17 protein-coding genes and 1 pseudogene are annotated in these 22,029 nt (G+C 28.4%); 13 read left to right on the top strand and 5 right to left on the bottom strand.

The features are described 5' to 3' along the window. Positions 1-306: 306 nt before the first annotated feature. Positions 307-2,664, bottom strand: a complete 2,358-nt coding sequence (locus BINT_RS09535) for an ankyrin repeat domain-containing protein (protein ID WP_014488366.1) — start codon at positions 2,662-2,664, stop codon at positions 307-309. A 176-nt stretch (positions 2,665-2,840) separates the two neighbouring features. Between BINT_RS09535 and BINT_RS09530 the strand changes: the two genes are divergently transcribed. Both BINT_RS09530 and hydA read left to right on the top strand, forming a co-directional pair. After that, on the top strand, positions 2,841-3,770 hold the full coding sequence (locus tag BINT_RS09530) for an Rpn family recombination-promoting nuclease/putative transposase (protein ID WP_014488365.1): 930 nt from the start codon (positions 2,841-2,843) through the stop codon (positions 3,768-3,770). Between the two features lie 128 nt (positions 3,771-3,898). After that, complete coding sequence (gene hydA / locus BINT_RS09525; protein ID WP_014488364.1) at positions 3,899-5,338, top strand: dihydropyrimidinase; 1,440 nt, start codon at positions 3,899-3,901, stop codon at positions 5,336-5,338. Between the two features lie 60 nt (positions 5,339-5,398). Here the strand turns inward: hydA and BINT_RS09520 are convergent. Beyond that, positions 5,399-6,393: pseudogene (locus BINT_RS09520) on the bottom strand (LacI family DNA-binding transcriptional regulator). 165 nt (positions 6,394-6,558) lie between these two features. Between BINT_RS09520 and BINT_RS09515 the strand changes: the two are divergent. The 10 genes from BINT_RS09515 to BINT_RS09470 all read left to right on the top strand — a co-directional run bounded on the left by BINT_RS09515 (position 6,559) and on the right by BINT_RS09470 (position 16,878). Then, positions 6,559-7,980 (top strand): PTS transporter subunit EIIC, encoded by a 1,422-nt coding sequence (locus BINT_RS09515; RefSeq protein ID WP_014488362.1) that lies wholly within the window; start codon positions 6,559-6,561, stop codon positions 7,978-7,980. Between the two features lie 133 nt (positions 7,981-8,113). Beyond that, positions 8,114-9,592, top strand: coding sequence for a glycoside hydrolase family 32 protein (locus tag BINT_RS09510; RefSeq protein WP_041177380.1), 1,479 nt, complete (start codon positions 8,114-8,116; stop codon positions 9,590-9,592). A gap of 69 nt (positions 9,593-9,661) precedes the next feature. Beyond that, positions 9,662-10,126 carry a transcription elongation factor GreA gene (gene greA / locus BINT_RS09505; RefSeq protein ID WP_014488360.1) on the top strand — a complete coding sequence of 155 codons (465 nt, stop codon included), beginning with the start codon at positions 9,662-9,664 and terminating at the stop codon, positions 10,124-10,126. Between the two features lie 168 nt (positions 10,127-10,294). Next, entirely contained in the window at positions 10,295-11,788 is a 1,494-nt protein-coding gene (glgA, locus tag BINT_RS09500) for a glycogen synthase GlgA (RefSeq protein ID WP_014488359.1), read from the top strand. Positions 11,789-11,824: 36 nt separating this feature from the next. Next, on the top strand, positions 11,825-12,349 hold the full coding sequence (locus BINT_RS09495) for a DJ-1/PfpI family protein (RefSeq protein ID WP_014488358.1): 525 nt from the start codon (positions 11,825-11,827) through the stop codon (positions 12,347-12,349). A 116-nt stretch (positions 12,350-12,465) separates the two neighbouring features. Beyond that, a complete protein-coding gene (locus BINT_RS09490; protein ID WP_014488357.1) occupies positions 12,466-13,263 on the top strand; it encodes a Cof-type HAD-IIB family hydrolase in 798 nt (265 codons plus the stop codon). Positions 13,264-13,286: 23 nt separating this feature from the next. Further along, positions 13,287-14,075: a Cof-type HAD-IIB family hydrolase gene (locus BINT_RS09485; RefSeq protein ID WP_014488356.1), complete on the top strand. Its 789-nt coding sequence runs from the start codon at positions 13,287-13,289 to the stop codon at positions 14,073-14,075. A gap of 22 nt (positions 14,076-14,097) precedes the next feature. Then, positions 14,098-14,883 carry a Cof-type HAD-IIB family hydrolase gene (locus BINT_RS09480; protein ID WP_014488355.1) on the top strand — a complete coding sequence of 262 codons (786 nt, stop codon included), beginning with the start codon at positions 14,098-14,100 and terminating at the stop codon, positions 14,881-14,883. Positions 14,884-14,977: 94 nt separating this feature from the next. Continuing rightward, the gene (locus BINT_RS09475) at positions 14,978-16,264 is read left to right on the top strand and encodes a glucose-1-phosphate adenylyltransferase (RefSeq protein ID WP_014488354.1); all 1,287 of its coding nucleotides are present in this window, start codon (positions 14,978-14,980) and stop codon (positions 16,262-16,264) included. Between the two features lie 185 nt (positions 16,265-16,449). Beyond that, on the top strand, positions 16,450-16,878 hold the full coding sequence (locus BINT_RS09470) for a PepSY-like domain-containing protein (RefSeq protein ID WP_014488353.1): 429 nt from the start codon (positions 16,450-16,452) through the stop codon (positions 16,876-16,878). 83 nt (positions 16,879-16,961) lie between these two features. On the opposite strand, the gene BINT_RS09465 is transcribed toward BINT_RS09470, so the two are convergent. The 3 genes from BINT_RS09465 to BINT_RS09455 are packed head-to-tail and all read right to left on the bottom strand — an operon-like array spanning position 16,962 to position 20,473. Next, positions 16,962-19,337: a glycoside hydrolase family 3 C-terminal domain-containing protein gene (locus BINT_RS09465; protein WP_014488352.1), complete on the bottom strand. Its 2,376-nt coding sequence runs from the start codon at positions 19,335-19,337 to the stop codon at positions 16,962-16,964. A gap of 60 nt (positions 19,338-19,397) precedes the next feature. Further along, positions 19,398-19,919 (bottom strand): GNAT family N-acetyltransferase, encoded by a 522-nt coding sequence (locus BINT_RS09460; protein WP_014488351.1) that lies wholly within the window; start codon positions 19,917-19,919, stop codon positions 19,398-19,400. Continuing rightward, a complete protein-coding gene (locus tag BINT_RS09455) occupies positions 19,910-20,473 on the bottom strand; it encodes a GNAT family N-acetyltransferase (RefSeq protein ID WP_041177379.1) in 564 nt (187 codons plus the stop codon). The genes BINT_RS09460 and BINT_RS09455 overlap by 10 nt, the downstream gene beginning before the upstream one ends. A gap of 452 nt (positions 20,474-20,925) precedes the next feature. Here BINT_RS09455 and kdsA point away from each other — a divergent pair, with 452 nt between their 5' ends. Then, positions 20,926-21,741, top strand: a complete 816-nt coding sequence (kdsA, locus tag BINT_RS09450) for a 3-deoxy-8-phosphooctulonate synthase (protein WP_014488349.1) — start codon at positions 20,926-20,928, stop codon at positions 21,739-21,741. Positions 21,742-22,029 lie beyond the last annotated feature (288 nt).

Raw genomic sequence — 22,029 nt, 5'->3', positions numbered from 1 at the left:
TTTTATATTTGGGGCTTTGCCCCAAACCCCACTTCTTTTGTTGCCACAAAGAAGCAAAAAGGCTATATTGGGCTTTAATTTAATAAATTATATTACATGTAAAACATTTTTAGTATGATTTAGTACTAATTTTTACACTTGCACTTTTTGGTTCTTTTTGCGGCGGGAAAAAGAACAATAAACAAATTGACAAAGTTAAAAATTTTTGGTATATATAACTCTTATATAATTATTTATATTAAAAAATCTTCATTATAAATTATATCAATTTTATAATGAAGATTTTAATTTATTTAAATATAAAATTTACTTTACATTTCTTTGAGCTTTTTTTAGAATATCTGCAATTTCTCTAAGTTTAAGATTCTCTGCCATATCTAAAGCAGTATCTCCATCGTCATCTTCTATATTTACATCGGCTCCTTTTTCTACTAGAAATTTAACAAATGATTCATTAGATTTTCTTGTACAAGCCCACATTAAAGAAGTGTATCCATTATAATCTTGAGCATTAATATCTGCACCTTTTTCTAATAAAACTTCAGCTAATTTTATACGATTTTCCTGAAAACTTATATTATAAAAACTACCTTCAAGCATACCAAGATGTATCAAAGGAGTATATTGGTTTTTATTCTTTATGTTTACATCAGCACCTTGCTCTATTAAAAAATGAGCTATTTCAAAGTCTGGCATAGTAGTAAGAGTTTTGTTTAAAGCTGTGTATCCTTCATTATCTTGGGCATTTATATCAGCATTTTTTGAAACTAAATATTTTATTACGTCTATATTTATTTCCAAACTAGGTTTACATGCTAATATTAAAGCAGTACTTCCTCCTTTATAAAAGTTTACATCAGCACCGTTTTCAACTAATAATTTTACTGTTTCTAAATTATTTACACCATACATTAAGGCTGTATTTCCATAATCATCGAAAGCATTTATATCTGCACCTTTTTGTATTAGAAGTTCTACCACTTTTATATTATGAAGTTTGGAAGCATACATTAAAGGTGTCTTTCCATCCTCATTTATTACATTTATATCTGCACCTTTTTGTATTAGAAGTTCTGCCACTTTTATATTATGAAGTTTGGAAGCATACATTAAAGGTGTTTCTCCATCCTCATTTGTTACATTTATATCTGCACCATTATTTATTAAAAATTCTGCAGCAGATGAATTTTCATTTTTATAATAATAATATCTATAGTCAGGATGTTCATTATCTAATGAGAGTAATAGGGGAGTTTCTACTGAGCTATGTTCAGAATGTGTTTTAGCATTTACATCGGCACCTTTTTCAACTAAAAATTTAACCATATCATAGTCATTTCTTAAAGCTGCTATCATTAAAGGAGTATAATCATAATCAGCAGGAGAATAATACTCCCCACCCTTTATTCTTGATTCTAAGTCAAAACCATTTTCTACTAATACTTTAAACATTTCTCTATTTAGTGCCAATTCTGTTGTATAAGCTGTATCAAGAAGTGATGCTCCATAATTGTTTTTAGTATTTATATCAGCACCATATTTTATTAATAAATTAAATATTTTTTTAGCATTTTCTAGTTTTTCTTCTTTTTCGTAATGATCATAGCGAATATTATAATATAATACAGTGTTTCCATCATTGTCTTTAGTATTTATATTGGCACCATTTTCTAATAAAAATTTAACCATTTCATAGTCTCCTATCATAGTAGCGTTCATTAATGCTGTACAGCCCTCTTCATCTTGTGTGTTTATATTTGCACCTTGTTGTATAAGTAATTTTGAAATATCAAATTTTCCATAATCATTAGCAATCGTTAAAGCTGTTTTGTTTTCATTATTTACTGTATTAGGATTGGCACCTTTATCAAGCAAATATTTAACCATATCATAATCATTTCTTAAAGCTGCTATCATTAAAGGAGTATAATCATAATCAGATCTACCCGTCTTTATTCTTGACTCTAAATCAAAACCATTTTCAACTAATATTTTAAACATTTCTTTATTTTTATCAAAAGATTCTGAAATTCTATAGGATACATCAAGGAGAGATGCTCCATCATTGTCTTTAGTATTTACATCAGCACCGTATTTTATTAATAAATTAAGTATTTTTATAGCATTTTCTTGTCCGAAACTATCATGCTGAATACTATAATATAATGCAGTTTTTCCTGATGTATCTCTAATATTTACATCAGCACCATTTTTTAATAAAAATTCAACCATTTCATAATTTGTATCTCTAGCAGCATACATTAATGATGTAGCACCTGCATTATCTTTAATATTGACATCAGTACCTTCTTCTATAAGTAATTTTGCTATATCGATTAAAGTAGCGTACATTAATGCTGTAAAACCGTATTCATCTTGAGCATTTGGATTTGCTCCTTTATCTAAATATGATTTAACTTCTTCTATGTTATTATATTTTACAGCTAAAAATAACGATCCACCTAAAGTCTGAGAATACATAGGATACATTTTTATACCTTGAACATATTCATTAGTATTTGTAGTTGTTGGATTAATATATACTTGTTCATTTGTTTGAGTTTGATTAGTTTGAGTATTTTCTGTTTGTTTAGTATTGCCGCTGTTACCGCAGCTGCAGGCTATTAAAACAAAAATAGAAATAATGGAAATAATATTTTTCATATATACCCCTAAGTATATACGGGATTATATGTTTAAAATTATTTTATGTCAATATAACTATAATTTATATAATATACTCATTAAAAATATATGATAATTTTATGTATTAGTTTTTGATGAATGAAAATTATATAAATATAAATTGATATTAATAAAATTTTTAGTATAATTAATCTATGAAAGAAATTAACAGACTTAATGATTTATTCGTACGATATCTAATTGGTACTGAAGGAGATGAGGATATATTAGAAAATATTGTTAATGCTGTTTTAAATGATGCTGGTTTTGAATCTGTAAGCAATCTTGAAATTATTAATCCTTACAACCTACCTGAAAATGAGAATTTAAAAGAGTCTATTCTTGATGTTAAAGCAAAAACTAAAGATGGTAAAAAGATACTTATTGAAATACAGTTGATAGGTAATAATAATTTTATAAAAAGAATTTTATATTATATAGCTAAAAATATAGCTTCTGAATTAAAAGAGAATGAAAACTATATTAATATAAGTCAAATGATTAGTATTAGTTTTTTAAATTTTAATTTAAACATAGGAAGTGAAACTGATATAAAAAAAGAGCATAAATGTCTTCAATTATCAGATATTAATAATCCTAGCCTTAAATTAGATGATTTTCAGATACATTTTATAGAGATTAAAAGATTTGCAGAAATATTAAAAAATGCTAGTATAGATGATTATAATAAAAATAAACTTTTATCTTGGATTGATTTTTTCACTACTAAAGATTTAGAAAAAGATATTAATAAACTTATAGGAGGCAATCATATTATGAGTAAAGTAATAGATAAATATAAAAGATTTGTAGCTGATGAAAAAGAGATGTCTGCCTATAATGAAAGAGATACTTTTCTTTATGGACAGGCTGCTATGCTTCAGTATGAGAGAGCAGAAGGAAAAAAAGAGGGTATGGAAATAGGATTTAAGCAAGGCATAGAAAAAGGTATAGAAAAGGGTATAGAAAAGGGTTATAAAGAAAGCCAGATAAATATAGCTAAAGAAATGAAAAAAGAAAATATGAATATTGATGTTATAAGCAGAATTACAGGTTTAAGTATAGAAGAAATAAAAGACTTATGAATATATGACAAGTTTTTATAGATAAATAAAAAAATTATAAGTATATTGAATTTTGCTTGCATATGCTTTATTTAATTCATATAAATTTAGTAATTATTTTAATAAACAAATAAATATAGGATTATAAAATGAAAAAGATTATTATAAAAAATGGTACTATAGTTAATGCTTCAGAAACTTATAAGGCTGATGTATTAATAGAAGATGAAAAAATTTCTCAAATAGGTGCTGATTTAAAATGCGAAGGGGCAGAAATAATTGATGCTTCAGGCAAATATGTAATGCCAGGAGGTATTGATGTTCATACTCATATGGATATAGATGTCGGAATTGGACGTGCTGTTGATGATTTTTATACTGGTACTATTGCTGCTGCTTGCGGCGGTACTACTACTATAGTTGATCATATGGGATTTGGACCTAAAGACTGCAATGTATTTCATCAATTAAAGCATTATCATAGTCTTGCTGATAATAAGGCTGTTATTGATTATAGCTTTCATGGAGTTTTACAGCATGTTGATGAAGATGTGCTTAAAGGGCTTGAATTATTAGCAAAAGAAGAAGGTTTGCAAAGTACAAAATTATATTTAACTTATAATTATAAAATAGAAGATGATAATGTTGTGAGAGTATTAAAGAAGATGAAAGAGATTAATGGAGTTTCTGCTTTCCATGCTGAAAACCATTATGTAGTAGAATATTTAAAGAAGAAATTTGTTGAAGAAGGTAAAACTTCTGCACATTATCACCCTATAAGCAGACCTGCAGAGGCTGAAGCTGAGGCAGTTAATAGAATCATACATTTATCTGTTGTAGCCGGAAATGCTCCTGTTTATATAGTTCATACTTCCGCTTCAAAGAGTGTAGATGAAATAGTTAATGCCAGAGCTTTAGGACATAAAAATATTTTCTCTGAAACTTGCCCTCAATATTTAGTATTAACTGATAAAGAATATGACAGAGAAGACGGACTTAAATTTGTAATGTCTCCTCCTTTAAGGAAACAGGAAGACTGTGACAGATTATGGAAAGCTATTGCAGACGGACATATTCAGGTAATAGCTACAGATCACTGTCCTTTCAATTATGAAACTGATAAGGTGAAAGGAAAAGATAATTTCACTAAATGCCCTAATGGGGCAGGCGGAGTAGAGGAGAGATACCCTTTGATGTTCTCTGAAGGTGTTATGAAAGGAAGAATAAGCATAAATAAATTCGTTGAAACTTTATGCTATAATCCAGCTTTAATATACGGACTTTATCCTCAAAAAGGTGCTATTATTCCAAATGCCGATGCTGATATTACTATAATAGACCCTAATAAAAAATCTGTTATCACAAAATCAAATATGCATGGTGCTTGTGATTATACTGCTTATGAAGGAATGGAACTTTTATGCTCTGTTGATACAGTTATATCAAGAGGTAAAATTGTATGCAAAGACAATAAGTTCTTAGGAAATAAAGGAGATGGTAAATTTATAAAGAGAAAAAGTTTAGATCATTATGCTGATTTTAATAAGCATTTCAAATTAGGTGATTATATAGATATTGATTGTAATTAATATAAAAATATTTATTATATAAAATAACTGGCTATGATTTTTTAGTCAGTTATTTTTTTATTATTCTTTATTGCTTACACTATTTCTTTCTAAGAATTCATAATTAACATACAATACTTTTTTACTTTTATATTGTTAATTAAATCTATTAAAGTATTTGCTGTGCATACTCCGGCATTAAATGAATCGAATTTTATTGTTGAAAGTCCAGGCTCTATTATCTCATCAATATCATATCCTCCAAAAGATATTACAGATACATCATCTGGAATTTTTAATCCCATTTCTTTTAATACTTTATATACTCCCAAAGCTTGTCTGTCAGTTGAACATATTATAGCATCTATATTTTTATTTTTTAATAATTTTTCTGTAGCTATTTTTGCTTTCTCATAAGAAAAATCTGCTATTTCTATTTTTATATTTTCTATCCCATAGTTAGATAGTCCGTCTAATACTCCATTTTTTCTTGTTATTCCAACAGCAATATCATTTTCATCTACTGTTATAAATCCTATATTTTTATGATTTTTGCTGCCTATATATTCTCCTATATCTACACCTGCATTATAATCATCATTAACTATACTTATTCCCTCGCTGCATTCCTGTCCGTAAATTACGATTGGTATATCTAATTTCTTCAATATGTTTTTATGATCTTCAGTGATATATGTTGCACTCAATACTATCCCATCAACATTTAATCTTTTTAATTTTTCTATATACTGAAGTTCTAATTTATGCTGATGATTTGTATTCATTATTATAGGCATATAATGTTTTTCTCTAAGAGTTTTTTCAAGCCCTGTTAATACTCTTGCTCCAACTATAGAGTCTAAAGCTGGTACTATTATTCCTATTATATGGCTTTTCTTTGCCTTTAATCTTGCGAATGTGTTTGGCTCATAATCATATTCTGATATTATTTCCATTATTCTTTTTTTTGTTTCTTCTTTTAAATATCCGCCGTTAAAGTATCTAGATATAGTAGTTTTTGTAACACCAGCAATTTCTGCTATTTCTTTCATAGTAATTTTTTTATTCGTAGCCATATTCCATTATCCTGATATTAATAAAGTATATACTTTTTATTGTTAAATACAAATTTATATAATTATTTTATAAAAAAATACATAATGCTTGACAAATATTAAAATATTGCTATAATATATTATGTAACAGGTTACATAGATGACAATTTCAATAGGATTTTTATTATGGCTATCAATTATAAAAAAACTGCTGAAGAAATTATTAGAGTAGTGAATAAAGATAATATTATTTCCGCAACTTTCTGTGCCACAAGATTAAGATTAATAGTAAAAAATAGAGAAAGTATAAAAGATTCAGATGTTCAAAAAATAGAAGGTGTTAAAGGAGTATTTTTTAATTCAGATCAATATCAGATAATATTAGGTACAGGAGTTGTAAATAAGGTTTATGCTGAAGTTGTTAATTTAGGTGTTACAGGAGCTGCAAAACAAAATACGGAAGAAACTAAAAAAGTGGGAGAGAAAAATAATTTTAGAAAGTTTATCCGTATATTTGCTGATGTATTTGTACCAATAATGCCAGCTATGATTGCAACTGGTTTATTTTTAGGGCTTAAAGGTGCTTTAATAAATGATAGTTTTTTAGGTTTATTTAATTTGCAAGTGTCTAATATTCCCGTTTCTGTTATGACATTTATGAGTGTTTTAACAGAAACGACATTTGCATTTTTACCTGCTTTGGTATGCTGGTCAACATTCAGAGTTTTCGGAGGTTCTCCTATATTGGGTATATTATTAGGTTTAATGCTTGTTTCACCTGCTTTGCCTAATGCTTATTTGGTAGCCAACCCAGACAGTGGAGTTAAACCTATAATGTTGTTTGGATTTATACCTATAGTAGGATATCAAGGAAGCATACTTCCTGCACTTATTGCTGGTATAATAGGATCTAAAGTAGAATTGAATTTAAGAAAAGTGATTCCAAATATAATAGATATACTAGCAACACCTTTTTTGACTCTACTTATAATGTTGATATTATCTTTAGCTGTAATAGGCCCTATTTTTCATATAGTTGAACAATGGATATTGATAGCTATAAATTTTTCTTTATCATTACCTTTTGGAATAGGAGGATTTATAATAGGGTTTGGAATAATATTTATAGTTGTAACAGGAGTACATCATATAATGAACTTAATAGAAATATCATTACTTGCTGCTACTACGTTTAATCCTATTAATCCTCTTTTATCCGTTGCTAATTTAGCTGCAGGTGCTGCTTGTTTAGCCGTTACATTAAAAACTAGAAGAAAAAGCGTAAAAGCTATGGGATATGGTGCTACATTATCAGCTTGGCTTGGTATAACAGAGCCTGCTATATTTGGTATAAATATAAGATATGGAATAAAGCCTATGGTTTGCGGTGCTATTGCTGCGGGTATAACAGGCTTGATCGCAAGATTATTGAATTTACAAGCTACTGCAAACGGAGTTACAGGAATACCGGGAGCATTGCTTTATATTTATGATGGAAAGCAATTAGTTGGTTATATAGCTGTTGCTTTAGTTACAGTTCTCCTATCATTTACTATTACTTGGTTCTTTGGTGTTCCTGATGAGTATATGCAGGAAGATGAGGAGTAAAAATTAAAAAAGACAATGTTTACACAATAATTTCTACATAAATCCAATAAAATAATTTATTCGCTTAATATCATGTATTAGTTCTTAATACATGATATTAAGTACTATTATGCAATTAATACGAGGAAATGAAATGAGGCTGGTTAGTAAAGTATTTGAAGAGGCGATAAAACAAAAAGAAATTGAATATTCTAAAGATAATAATAATAAATGGAGATTAAATTTTCATTTGATGCCTCCTGTAGGCTGGCTTAATGATCCTAATGCTTTATCATATTTCAAAGGAGAGTATCATATATTTTTTCAATATTCTCCATTTGATGTTGAAGGCGGATTAAAATTTTGGGGTCATTATATAACTAAAGACTTAATCAATCACAAATATGTGGGAGTATCAATATATCCAGATGAAAAATACGATTGCCATGGTGTGTATTCAGGTTCTGCCCTTACAGAAGATGATAAATTATACATATACTATACAGGTAATGTAAAGCTTCTAGGCAAACATGATTACATAGAAAGCGGAAGAGAAGCTAATACCATGCTTATAATCTCCGAAGATGGTATTAACTTCTCTAAAAAAGAATGCTTAATGGAAATGAAAGATTATCCTAAAGATATAACTAATCATATAAGAGATCCTAAAGTATGGAAAGAAAATGATTCTTATTATATGGTTCAAGGTGCTAGAAAATATGGAAAAGATAGAGATAATGATATTGGAGAAGTATTAATATTCAAATCTGAAGATAAAAGAAATTGGAAGCATACAAGCACTATAAATTCTAAAAATAGATTCGGCTATATGTGGGAATGTCCTGATTTATTTAATTTAGACGGACAGAATATTTTAATTACTTGCCCTCAAGGTGTAGAGCAAATTGAAAATGTATATGAAAATATTTATCTTTCAGGATATTTTTTGATTAATGATGATTATGAAAATAAAGAACATATAGAAGTTAATAATTTTACAGTTATTGATAGAGGATTTGATTTCTATGCTCCTCAGACTTTTTTAGATGAGAACGGAAATAGAGTTATAATAGGCTGGATGGGTGTTCCTGATACAGAAGATGATCATAAAAATCTAACTGTTCAATACGGCTGGCAGCATTGTTTAACTGTGGCAAGAGAATTAAGTTTTAAAAATGGCAAACTTTATCAAAAACCTCATAGAAGTTTAGAGAAGTTAAGAGAGAAAAAAATATTTGAAAAATCATGTTCTTATGATTTATTGTCTGATAATTTGATTTCTAAAGATATTAATTCTTATGAAGTTCTAATTGATAATATAAAAAGTTCTGATAATTTTGAATTATTAATTTCTGAAGGTGTTTCTATTAAATATAAAAATAATAGATTCATATTAGAGTTTATAAATGATATAGGAAAGAAAATAGGCGGCGGAAGATATAAAAGAAGTTGTGATTTAGAAAAGTTAGAAAGTTTGAGAATACTTATAGATACATCAGCTATAGAGATATTTGTAAATGATGGTGAGATTGTTTTTTCTACTAGATATTATCCTGATGAATATTCTTTTAAAATCATTGGAAATATGAATTTAACAATATATAAATTATCTAATTTTAATATTAATCATTAATCTTTTTTGTTTGTAAATATTTAAAAATAGTTTATAATATCAAAATTACTAATTTTAAGGATATTGAAAATGGCTAAACCAATAACAAAAGAAGGATATGATAAAGCTAAAGCTAGACTTTCTGAATTAAAGGCTGAGTTTGAAACTTTGCCTGCTATTATTGCAGAGGCTAGAGAAAAAGGCGATTTAAAAGAAAATGCTGAGTATCATGCTGCTAAAGAAAGACAGGGATTATTGAATGCTCAGATATCAAAGTTGGAAAGTGATTTGGCAGGCTGTGAAATAATAGATCCTGCTAATTTGGATAAGGACACTGTAACTTTCGGTAAAAGAGTAAAAGTTAAAGATAAAACTAGAAATGCTGTTTTTGAATATAGAATAGTGGGCGAATTAGAAGCAGATATGACTAAAAATGAAATAACAATAGTAACTCCTATTGCTAAAGGATTATTAGGTAAAAAAATTGGCGATGTTGTTACTATAAAAGTACCTGCTGGAGATAAGGTTTTAGAGATATTAGAGATTAGTATTTGATTTATAATAATTTTATGTAAAAAAGGAATTCTATTTAATAAAAAATAGAATTCTTTTATTTTTTATTAAACTTTTTATTATAATAATATTCTAAAATCATAATTTGACTTGAAGTTTTTAAATAAAGTTATATATTTAAAAATATATTCCACGTTTTAGGAGTTTTATATGTCAAAAATGAAAGTTATGATAGCATCATCTGAAGCAACCCCATTTATAAAAACAGGTGGACTTGCCGATGTTGTTGGTGCTTTGCCTATTTATTTAAAGAAGCTTGATGTAGAAGCTTGTGTAGTACTTCCTAAATATAGAGATATTAATTTTCAGGATTGTTATTTAGAGAATGTTCTTCCTACTATGGGAGTATGGATGGGTAATGGAGAAGAGTGGTGCTCAGTATTTAAGACAGTAAAAGATGGAATTGATTTTTATTTTATAGAACATCATAGTTTCTTCAGTAGAGAAGGACTTTATCATGATGCTTCATTCAATGATTATCAAGATAATGCTTGGAGATTCGGATTCTTTTCAAGAGCTGCTTTGCAGTTATGTAAGGATTTACAATTAAATGTAGATGTTGTTCATGCTAATGATTGGCAGACAGCAGCTATTCCTGCATATATTAAAACTTGGCATTGGAATGATCAAATAGGTCATGCTGCTAGTATGCTTACTATACATAATGCAAATTATCAAGGTATATATAATGCTACTACCACTTATGATTATTTAGGATTAGGATGGAATAACTTTAGTCCAGATACCTTTGAAGATCATGGCAATATAAATTTCCTTAAAGGTGGAATATTCTTTTCTGATGTAGTTACTACTGTAAGCCCTACTTATGCTAGAGAAATTGCTTCACCTTATGGCGGACATGGTATGGCACCTTATTTGCAGAATAAAACAACAAGTTTCTTCGGAATACTTAATGGTATTGATGAAGAAGTTTGGTCTCCTGAAAAAGATAAATTTATACCTGCAAATTATTCAGCAGATAAGATGGAAGGTAAAAAAGTATGTAAAAGAGAACTTCAAAAAAGATTCTTACTTGAAGAAGATGATGATGTTGTTTTGATAGGAGCAATAGGAAGATTTGTTGATCAGAAAGGATATCATTTTATATCTTCTATAATAGATTCTTTAGTTAATAATATGAAAGTTCAGTTCTGTATACTTGGTACAGGTGATAAAGGTCTTGAAAGTTTCTTTGGTGATATACCTAAAAGATATCCTGGTAGAGTAGGTTCTTATATAGGATATAGCAATGAATTATCACATTTAATAGAAGCAGGCTGTGATTTATTTGTAATGCCTTCATTATTCGAGCCTTGCGGACTTAATCAGATGTACTCTTTAAGATATGGTACTTTGCCTATAGTTCATGCTACAGGTGGACTTGAAGATACTGTTGAAAATTATAATGAACAGACAGGAGAAGGTACAGGATTTAAATTCTATGATTCTACTCCTTCAGCATTATATAATACTATAGGCTGGGCTGTAAGTGTTTATTATGATCATAGAGATAGATTTACTGCTATGCAGAAAAGGGCTATGAAAATAGATAATTCTTGGGAGAAAAGTGCTAAAGAATATGTTAAGGCTTATGAACTTGCTATTTTGAACAAAAATAATTATGATAGAAATTGCGGTTTATAATGATTTACGGAAAATAAATATTGGAGATATTATATAATGGGAAAAACTAATAAAATATTGTATGTTATGTCCGGGCAGAATTTTCAGGATGAAGAGTATTTTGAGAGTAAAAAGATTTTTGATAATGCCGGTTATAAAACAGAAGTATCATCTACATTTATAGGTACAGCTCAGGGAAAATTGGGTGGTATGACCAATATTGATTTACTATTCAGTGAAGTTGATGCTATAGAATTTGATGCTGTAATATTTATAGGCGGTATAGGATGTATAACTTTATGGGATGATTGGCGTACTCAGGGACTTGCTAAATTATTTTTAGATAATCAAAAAATAGTTGCAGGTATAGGAAGCGGAATAGTAATTATGGCTAATGCTAAAATATTAGACGGTATTAATGTTACTTGTTTGCCTGCAGATGAATCGCATGTAAGACATGGTAATGCCAACGTTTTGAAGGACAATGTTGTTGTTTCAGGAAATATTATAACAGCTAATGGTCCTGCTTCCTCAAAAGAATTTGCCAATGCTATTGTAGGTGCATTGAGTAATATATCTTAATTAATCTTTATAAATGAAAGGCCTATAATTGATTGGGCCTTTTATTTATTAACAATGTATTATTGTTTAATTCTTAATAGATTTCAAATTTATAAAATAAAAGATGGTACTAACAAATGATAAAAGCAGTATTTTTTGATATAGATGGTACTTTGGTGAGTTTTAATACGCATAAAATTTCAGATTCTTCCAAAGAGGCTATTAAAATTTTAAAAGATAAAGGAATAAAAGTTTTTATAGCAAGTGGAAGGGCTTTATTTCAAATAGATAATTTGGACGGTCTATATTTCGACGGCTATATAACGATAAATGGCGGAAGCTGTTTAGTAAAAGATAATGGAAATTATAAAGAAATATATAGAGTTTCTTTAGATAAAGATGATTTATTTGCTTTAGTTGATTATCTAAATAAAGATAAATTTCCTTGTACAGTAATAACAAGCGATAATTTATTTATTAATTATACAGATGATATAATAGCACATCTTTATAGTATGGCAAATGTGAAAGTTCCAGAGTCTAGAGACTTTAATGATTATGTACCAAATAATTATGATAAGATTCTCCAGCTTAATATTTTTGTAGATGAAAATAAAGAAAAATATTTAATGGATAATGTATTAAAAAATTCTAAGTCAAGCAGATGGCATTTTTCTTTTGCAGATGTAAATTCAAAATATAGCGGTAAAGATATAGGTATAGATAAGATAATCGAATATTATGGAATAGACTTGTCAGAAACAATGGCTTTCGGAGACGGAGGAAATGATATAGGTATGATTAAGCATGCTGCTATAGGTGTTGCTATGGGTAATGCTAATGAAAATGTGAAAAAAATAGCAGATTATATTACAGATGATGTTGATAATGACGGAGTATATAAGGCTTTGAAACATTTTAATATATTGGATTGATTGTTGTAAATAAAGGTTTTTGTATGATTAAGGCGGTATTTTTTGATATAGACGGTACTTTGGTTAGTTTTAATACTCATAAGATTTCAGATTCTTCTAAAGAAGCTATTAGAATTTTAAAAGAAAAAGGAATAAAAGTATTTATAGCAACTGGAAGAATCAAAATGCATATAAATAATGTAGATAATATAGAGTTTGACGGATATATAACAGCGAATGGTTTTGATTGTTATATAGGCGATAAGTCCATTTACAGACATTCTATAGCTAAAGAAGAAATATATTCACTTATAGATTATTTAAAAAATAAAGAACAATTTCCATGCTCTGTGATGATGGCTAAGGGAGTATTCATTAATTATATTACTGATGAAGTTGCTAAATATTTAGAATCTATTAATCTTAAAATAAATGTAGCAGAAAATTATTATGATTTTTTATTAGAAAATATAGATGATATTTTGCAAATCAATTTATTTGTTAATGAAGAAAAAGAAAGAGAATTGATGAGTAAAATATTCAAAAATTGCGAATCAAGCAGATGGCATCCGGCTTTAACAGATGTTAATACAAAAGGCGGAGGCAAGCACATAGGAATAGATAAGATAATTGAGTATTACGGAATAGACTTATCAGAAACAATGGTATTCGGAGATGGCGGAAATGATGCTTCTATGATCAAGCATGCTGCTATAGGTGTTGCTATGGGAAATGCTAATGAAAGCGTAAAAAAGATAGCAGATTATATCACAGATGATGTGGATAATGACGGAATATATAATGCTTTAAAACATTTTAATATATTAGATTAATGTAGAAATGTGAGGATTTTTTATGATAAAAGCAGTATTTTTTGATATAGATGGTACTTTAGTTAGCTTTAATACACATAAAGTCTCAGATTCTTCTAAAGAGGCTATAAGACTATTAAAAGAAAAGGGTATAAAAGTTTTTATAGCTACAGGAAGAATAAAGAATCATATAAACAATGTAGACGGTATAGAATTTGACGGATATATAACAGCTAATGGTTTTGATTGTTATATAGGCGATAAGTCCATTTACAGACATGGCATAGCTAAAGAAGAAGTATATTCTTTGATGGATTATTTAAAAAATAAAGAACAATTTCCATGCTCTGTAATGATGAATAGCGGTATATATATTAATTATGTTACAGATAAAGTGAAAAGAGTTTCTGAGTCCATAAACCTTCCTATACCGGCCGTTGATAATTATTATGATTTTTTAGAAGAAAATATAAATGATATTTTGCAAATAAATTTATTTGTAGATGCTAAAAAAGAAAAAGAATTAATGAGTAAAATATTCAAAAATTGCGAATCAAGCAGATGGCATCCAGACTTTACAGATGTTAATACAAAAGGCGGCGGTAAGCATATAGGTATAGATAAGATTATAGAATATTATGGCATAGATTTATCAGAAACAATGGCTTTCGGAGATGGCGGAAATGACATTACTATGATAAAGCATGCTTCTATAGGTGTTGCTATGGGTAATGCTAATGAAGAAGTAAAAGAGGTAGCAGATTATATTACAGATGATGTAGATAATGACGGCGTTTATAATGCTTTAAAACATTTTAATGTATTATAATATATAATTGATAATTCTTGAAAAGTCAATAATTTTTTACTATACTTATAATATATGAATTATTTAGATAATAAAAAATTATTGGAGTTTTTTTATGAGAGCATTTAATACTGTTGCTTTGATACTTGGAGGAGGTAGAGGAACAAGACTTTATCCTTTAGTAAAAGCACGTTCTAAGCCTGCAGTATCTTTAGGCGGTCAATACAGAATGATAGACATACCTGTATCTAATTGTATAAACAGCGGATTTAGAAATATATATGTTATAACACAATTTAATAGTGCATCTTTGAATAATCATATATACAATGCCTACAGATTTGATAACTTTTCAGGCGGTCATGTAAGTATACTTGCTGCTGAACAGACAGATACTAATATAGATTGGTATCAGGGAACAGCTGATGCGGTTAGAAAAAATCTTGCCCATTTTGATAATGAATTTGTTAATAATGTAGTGATACTTTCAGGTGACCAAGTATACCGTATGAATTATAATGTTATGCTTCAGCATATGCTTGAAACAGGTGCTGATATAGTTGTAGGTACTGTACCTGTTGTAAGAGAAGATGCAAAAGGTTTTGGTGTTATGTTAGTAAATAAAAGAGGTCAGATTACTAACTTTATGGAAAAACCTAAAGAAGCTGAAGAACTTGATTCATTAAAATTAAGTGAAGATCAGAAGAAAATGTTTAATATAGAAGATCCTGAGAAAGAGTATTTGGCTTCTATGGGTATTTATGTATTTAGAAGAAATGTACTTAAAGAAATTTTATCAGATGTATCTATGATGGATTTCGGTAAAGATATTATTCCAGAAGCTATCAAGAAATATAAGGTATTTAGTTATGCATTCCAAGGATACTGGGAAGATGTAGGAACTATTAAGGCTTATTTTGAAGCTAATATATCTTTCGGAAGCAAAAATCCTCCTTTCGATTTCTATGATGAAAATGCTCCTATATATACTCATGTTCGTTACTTATCTCCTTCTAAAGTTGAAAAGGCTACAGTAACATCTAGTATTATAGCTGATGGATGCAGAATAGAGAATGCTACTATTAAAGAATGTGTTATAGGTGTTCGTTCGGTAGTTCAAAGCGGTTCTACATTGGAAAGAGTAGTTATGATGGGTAGTGACTATTATGAGGATAGCGATGATATTGAAAGACTAAATGTTAAGCATATTCCTAAAATCGGTATTGGTAAAAAGTGTACTCTTAAAAATGTAATTATAGATAAGAATGTAAGAATAGGCAATGATGTTGTTATCACAAATAAAAAGAAAATACAGCATCAAGATAGTGAATTCTATTGTATTAGAGATGGTATTGTAATAATTCCTAAAAATACAATAGTTAAAAGCGGTACAATTATCTAATATTTGTTAGTTTAAGTTTGTTTGTTGTGGGTAGGAGAAGTCTTCTACCCATAATTATATGATTAAAATAAAAAATGTAAAAAAATAGTAAAAATATTGTAAATAAACTTGACAAATATTATAAAAGTGCTATACTTATAACTATAAAGATAATTTATGTAGTTTAATATTAAGGAGAGTAAATCATGAAAAAATTATCTATCTTTTTAGTATCATTATTTATTTTATCAGCTTCTAGTCTTTTTGCTGATATGGTAGTTCCGCCTTCAGCATTGCCTAAGCAAGCTACTGCTTTTATAAATAGAGTATTTCCTGGCGTTCAAATTTGGAAAGTTGAAAGAGATGGAGCAAAATTTGATGTAAATTTATCTAATGGAGTATCTATAGATTTTTTAGGTAATGGAGATTGGGAAAATATAGATAGTGAATATGCTCCTATACCTGATGCTGCTTTCCCTCCTGCTGTTTTACAAGCTGTAAAAAAAGCATATCCTCAAGCTGCTATTATTGATGCAGAAAAAGAATGGGGCAATTATAAATTAAAATTAAATAATATGATGGAAGTTATGGTTTCTGGAAACGGACAAATAATGGGACAGCAATTTGATGATTAATCAATAATGCAAAAATAAAAAATGAAAAAACAAAAGCGGCAGAATTGATGATAATATCTACCGCTTTTTTACTTTTAAATTAATTATTTATTCAAAGTGTTTATTAAATTTTCAACATCTTCTCTTGAGATAATACCTCCGCTCATAGTATGAAGCGAACGAAGAGGAGTTTCAAGCATCATGCTTTCAAACATTTTTTTAGTGTCTGTTTTATCATCTTTGAACATATCATTGAGTCCTGATAAAAGTTTATTATAAAATTCTTTTGCTATATTATTATCAAGCAAATCTGCTAAATTATTATTAAGATGATAAGGTTTAGATGCTTTTATATTTATAGGTTTTAATTTTCTTCCCAAAAGCTGTTGGAATTCATTATCTGAAATATTTATATCTTTAAAGTTGAAATAATTATCAATTCTTTTTTGATAATAATTTATGGAGTTTATTTCCATAGTTTTACTCAATAATAAATTTCTTGATGAATTTCCTATATATATTGTATAGATTCCACTTTCTATTTCATATTGTTTAGTATCAGCATTATAGAAAGAGAAACTTCTTTTATTTAATTTTAATATAACAGTTTTAGTTTCACCAGGTTCTAGAAATACTTTTATAAAAGACTTTAATTCTTTTTGTGGTTTAAACACATTGTTTTCAGGAGCAGATATATAAACTTGAGCAACTTCGCATCCGAATACATCTCCAGTATTTTTTATATCGAATACCACATGTATATTATCAAGTCCTGCAATAGTGTTGGCATCTGAAACAATCAAATTAGAGAATTCAAAAGTCGTATATGATAAACCAAATCCGAATGGGAATAAAACATTCTTTTGTGCTTTATCATAATATCTATATCCTACAAATATTGATTCTCTGTATTCAACAGCCTTATTGCCTCCAGGAAAATATTTATAGCTTGGATTATCTTCTAAACTTAATGGGAAACTTTCAGCCAATTTTCCGCTAGGATTAACTATACCAAATATTATATTAAATGCGGCACTGACAGCTGCTTCTCCTGCCAAATATAAATTAAGCACTCCTTTTACTTTATCAATCCAAGGCATTAAAACAGGTGCACCTATAGAAAGCACAACAACTACATTTTTATTTACTTTTGAAATTTCTTCTATTAAATGATTATGATTTTCAGGTAAGTTTAGATGTTTCCTGTCAAATCCTTCAGATTCATAAGAGTTTATAAGCCCTGCAAATATTATTACAATATCTTTGTCTTTTGATATATTTACAGCTTCTTCTATTAAGGCATTATCTATATCTGGAGAATTTGAATCGTATCCTTTAGCATAATTGAATTCTATATTGTTTTCTTTGAAATATTCTTCTGCAGTATCTATTTTGTAAGCATTTATAAGAGAGCTTCCATTACCTTGATATCTAGGTTTTTGAGCGAATTCTCCTATCACAGCAATTTTACTTTCTTTTTTTGCAGGAAGTATTTTATCTTCATTTTTTAATAATACTATAGAGTTTTCAGCGATTTTTCTAGCTATATTATGATGTTCTTCTTTATCATAATCGAAATTATCATAAATATTATCCATAGAATATAAAGAGAAATATAATAGTCTTTCTACGGCTTTATCTAATATTTTTTCATCTATAATAGTTTCTTTAACGGCATTATAAACTTTTTTATCATCTTCTCCATTAGTTGAAGGCATTTGTAAATCAAGTCCAGCCTTTAAAGCTTCTACTCTGTCATTTACAGCACCCCAATCTGAAACAACAATTCCATCAAATCCCCATTCATCTCTAAGTATATCTGTAAGCAAGTATTTATTTTCTGATGCAAATGTTCCATTAACACTATTATAGGCACACATAACAGTAGAAGGTTTAGCCTCTTTCACGGCTATTTCAAATGCATATAAATATATTTCTCTCAAAGCTCTTTCATCAACTACACTGTCTATTATGAGCCTTAAAGTTTCCTGATTATTAGCGGCAAAATGTTTGAGGCTTGACTGTATTCCATTATCCTCCAAACCATTTATCCAGCCACTAGCCATTTTTCCTGCAAGATAAGGATCTTCTGAAAAATATTCAAAATTTCTTCCGCATAAAGGAGAGCGTTTAATATTTACTCCTGGTCCTAATACTACAGAAACTTTATTTGCCTTTGCTTCTCTTGATATAGCTTCACCCATTTCATACATTATATTAGGATCGAATGAGCAGGCAGAACAGCATGCGGTAGGAAAGCAGGTTGATGAAATGGACTTTTGCAAACTTAATTCATCGGATTCAGTGCTTTGTTTTCTCACTCCATGAGGTCCATCTGTTAAGTATACAGAGTCTATTTTCAATCTGTCTATTGCTTTTGTTGACCAAAAATCTTTACCGCTTAAAAGAGAGACTTTTTCTTCCAAAGTCATTTCTTTCATTAATTCTTTTATTTTTTGCGAGTATTTATTATCATTCATAATTCAATACCTCAAAATTTGATTATTATATTTATATGATAGTATAAATATTTTAGTAAATCAATATAAATTATATATATTCTTATGAAGAAGATTAACTATTTTTTTGTATTCATAACTTGTAAGTTCATTCGATGACATTAATCTGAAATCTATAAATGTAACTTCTCCATTATCAAGAAAATAAGGATATGGATATGTATCATTATATAAATAGAAGCCTAAAGATCTATACCAATTTACTCTCCTATATGCTAAGTCATTAGTATCTTCAGGCACAACTTCTAATATTATATTATCATACATTTTTATTAATTTTTTCAATGCAGCAGAACCATAACCCATACATCTATATTTTCTTTCTATGGCGAAATATTCTATATATGTAAATTCTTCAAGAAGCCAAGACAAGCAAACGCCTATATGGATATTATCTTTTTTAATGTCATAAAGATTTTTTTTGATTTTGTTATTATTTAAAGACTCTTTTAAACTCCAATTTTCACGGATATTAAAAGAGTCTTTTATAATTTCTTCATTATAGTTTGAAGAATCAATACTTTCTATTAATTCTATTTCCATTTATCTATTTCATCTAATCTAGGCTTGTATACCTTATTATATATTATTTTTGTGATATTGTCATGCTCTTCTTTATCCTGTATCTTTCTGCTTGTCATTATTTTCATTTTCATAGTTGATATTTCCTGATTTTCATTTATACAAGGCATATCATATTCATGATCGGCGAGTATTAGTCCGAATCTTTTATACCATTCTATGCGTTTTTGTGCGATTTCATTTAAATCATAAGGCTCTACTTCTATAACTATTAATTTATTGCTTAGTATTTCTAGTATTTTAGTAAGTACTTCAGAACCATATTTTTTGCCTCTTAAATTTTTATCTATTGCCAAATATTCACCATAATTGAAATCGTCCAAATCCCATAGCATAGTTAAGCCTATAGGAACATCATCATCTAATATAGCATAAAATTTATAATTATGATTATCCTTATTTTCTAAAGTCATATCGAAATTCCATCTTTCTTCAGGAGGAAAAGCATCGTTATATAATTGCTTATAAAAATCTCTGTTTTCTAAATTTTCTTTCATTTCAATCAATTTAATCATAATAAAAACTCCAATATTAGATTTAGTCCGATTATATACTATTTTTAGAATTAAGTAAATACAGTATTTTTGATATTTGATTTATTTTTTATTATTTGTGAATATAGTTAAAATTTTTAAGTTTGTCAACTATTCGCCTATACCCATTGGGTACGCTTCGCGGAGGCTTTCCGCACAGTATTGCCTACTCTTTCAAACGTCCACTATACGTGCGGCTGATTACTTATTATTGTATAAATATGTAGTTTCATATCATATTTAAAACATATTTTACTGCTATGTCTTAATATTTTATATTATTTATAAATTATAATTAATTCAAAAATAATCAAAAATTGACAGAATATAGTTGTTTAGGTATATACCATTGTATAATACTAGCTAGTACATTGACTTTAAGTATTAATATTGTATCATATAAACATAATTTTTATATTTTTAAAGGATATAATATGATTTTTGATTATAAAGGCATTACTAATAAAAATAAAGATTTAATATTTGTTGCTGGTCCTTGTGTTATAGAAAGCGAAGAAATGACAATGACTATAGCAAAAAAATTAAAAGAGATAAAGGATAAATTAAATATACAATTAATTTTCAAAGGAAGTTTTGATAAAGCAAACAGAACATCTCTTTCATCTTTCAGAGGGCTTGGAATGAAAGAAGGACTTCAAATACTTCAGAATGTTGGTAAAGAATTTAATTTTCTTACTTTAACAGATATACATGTTCCTACAGATGCTGAAGAAGCTGCTAAATATGTTGACTTTTTGCAGATACCAGCTTTTTTATGCAGACAAACTGATATGTTAAGAGCGGCATGCGAAACTGGAAAGGCTGTTAATGTTAAGAAAGGACAATTCATAAGCGGTTACGATTGTAAATATATAGCTGATAAATGTACTGATGCTATCAATGAAAATAGACTTTTTTTATGTGAAAGAGGTACTATGTTCGGATATGGTAATTTAGTTGTAGATATGAAGAATTTGGAGATAATGAAAAATTATGCACCTGTTATGTATGATGCTACTCATTCACTTCAAATGCCTTCTGCTAATAATGGACAATCTGGAGGAGCTAGAGAGTTCATACCTGCTATATTGAAATCGGCTGTTGCTTTGGGAATAGACGCTGTATTTATGGAGGTGCATCCTAATCCTGATAAAAGCCCTTCAGATTCGGGCACTATATTTGATTTGAATAAGGTTGAGGAATTGTGGACTAAGGTTATAAAGATCAATGATTTAGTTAAGAGTTTGTAATTAATGTATACAATTTATTGTTAAGTTATTGAATAAAATATATTCTGCTTAAATTAAATACGTTTTACCAGATTTGGTATATACCTAAACAATTATATTTTGTCAATGATAAATTTATATTTTTGTTTTGATATTCGGGGCTTTGCTGCGAAGCACACAGTCGTGCCATGCCCCAGTTCTTTTATTGGTATAAAAGAACCTATATCCTCTACAGGCTCGGATACGCTTCGCGAACAACTGCATTTTGGTATACATATAGGATATATCCTATATGTAATAAGTATTTTT

Source organism: Brachyspira intermedia PWS/A (assembly GCF_000223215.1).
In the GTDB taxonomy this organism is placed as follows: domain Bacteria; phylum Spirochaetota; class Brachyspiria; order Brachyspirales; family Brachyspiraceae; genus Brachyspira; species Brachyspira intermedia.
The sequence above is the reverse complement of the archived record's forward strand: the minus strand, read 5'-3'. Positions and strand labels throughout refer to the sequence as shown.

Bases quoted from the DNA above. Each gene is read 5' to 3' on its own strand.
- BINT_RS09485 (WP_014488356.1), top strand. From the start codon at position 13,287: ATGATTAAGGCGGTATTTTTTGATATAGACGGTACTTTGGTTAGTTTT.
- hydA (WP_014488364.1), top strand. From the start codon at position 3,899: ATGAAAAAGATTATTATAAAAAATGGTACTATAGTTAATGCTTCAGAA.
- greA (WP_014488360.1), top strand. From the start codon at position 9,662: ATGGCTAAACCAATAACAAAAGAAGGATATGATAAAGCTAAAGCTAGA.
- BINT_RS09535 (WP_014488366.1), bottom strand. From the start codon at position 2,664: ATGAAAAATATTATTTCCATTATTTCTATTTTTGTTTTAATAGCCTGC.
- BINT_RS09490 (WP_014488357.1), top strand. From the start codon at position 12,466: ATGATAAAAGCAGTATTTTTTGATATAGATGGTACTTTGGTGAGTTTT.
- BINT_RS09495 (WP_014488358.1), top strand. From the start codon at position 11,825: ATGGGAAAAACTAATAAAATATTGTATGTTATGTCCGGGCAGAATTTT.
- BINT_RS09475 (WP_014488354.1), top strand. From the start codon at position 14,978: ATGAGAGCATTTAATACTGTTGCTTTGATACTTGGAGGAGGTAGAGGA.
- BINT_RS09465 (WP_014488352.1), bottom strand. From the start codon at position 19,337: ATGAATGATAATAAATACTCGCAAAAAATAAAAGAATTAATGAAAGAA.
- glgA (WP_014488359.1), top strand. From the start codon at position 10,295: ATGTCAAAAATGAAAGTTATGATAGCATCATCTGAAGCAACCCCATTT.
- BINT_RS09480 (WP_014488355.1), top strand. From the start codon at position 14,098: ATGATAAAAGCAGTATTTTTTGATATAGATGGTACTTTAGTTAGCTTT.
- BINT_RS09530 (WP_014488365.1), top strand. From the start codon at position 2,841: ATGAAAGAAATTAACAGACTTAATGATTTATTCGTACGATATCTAATT.
- BINT_RS09510 (WP_041177380.1), top strand. From the start codon at position 8,114: ATGAGGCTGGTTAGTAAAGTATTTGAAGAGGCGATAAAACAAAAAGAA.
- BINT_RS09460 (WP_014488351.1), bottom strand. From the start codon at position 19,919: ATGGAAATAGAATTAATAGAAAGTATTGATTCTTCAAACTATAATGAA.
- BINT_RS09515 (WP_014488362.1), top strand. From the start codon at position 6,559: ATGGCTATCAATTATAAAAAAACTGCTGAAGAAATTATTAGAGTAGTG.
- kdsA (WP_014488349.1), top strand. From the start codon at position 20,926: ATGATTTTTGATTATAAAGGCATTACTAATAAAAATAAAGATTTAATA.
- BINT_RS09470 (WP_014488353.1), top strand. From the start codon at position 16,450: ATGAAAAAATTATCTATCTTTTTAGTATCATTATTTATTTTATCAGCT.
- BINT_RS09455 (WP_041177379.1), bottom strand. From the start codon at position 20,473: ATGATTAAATTGATTGAAATGAAAGAAAATTTAGAAAACAGAGATTTT.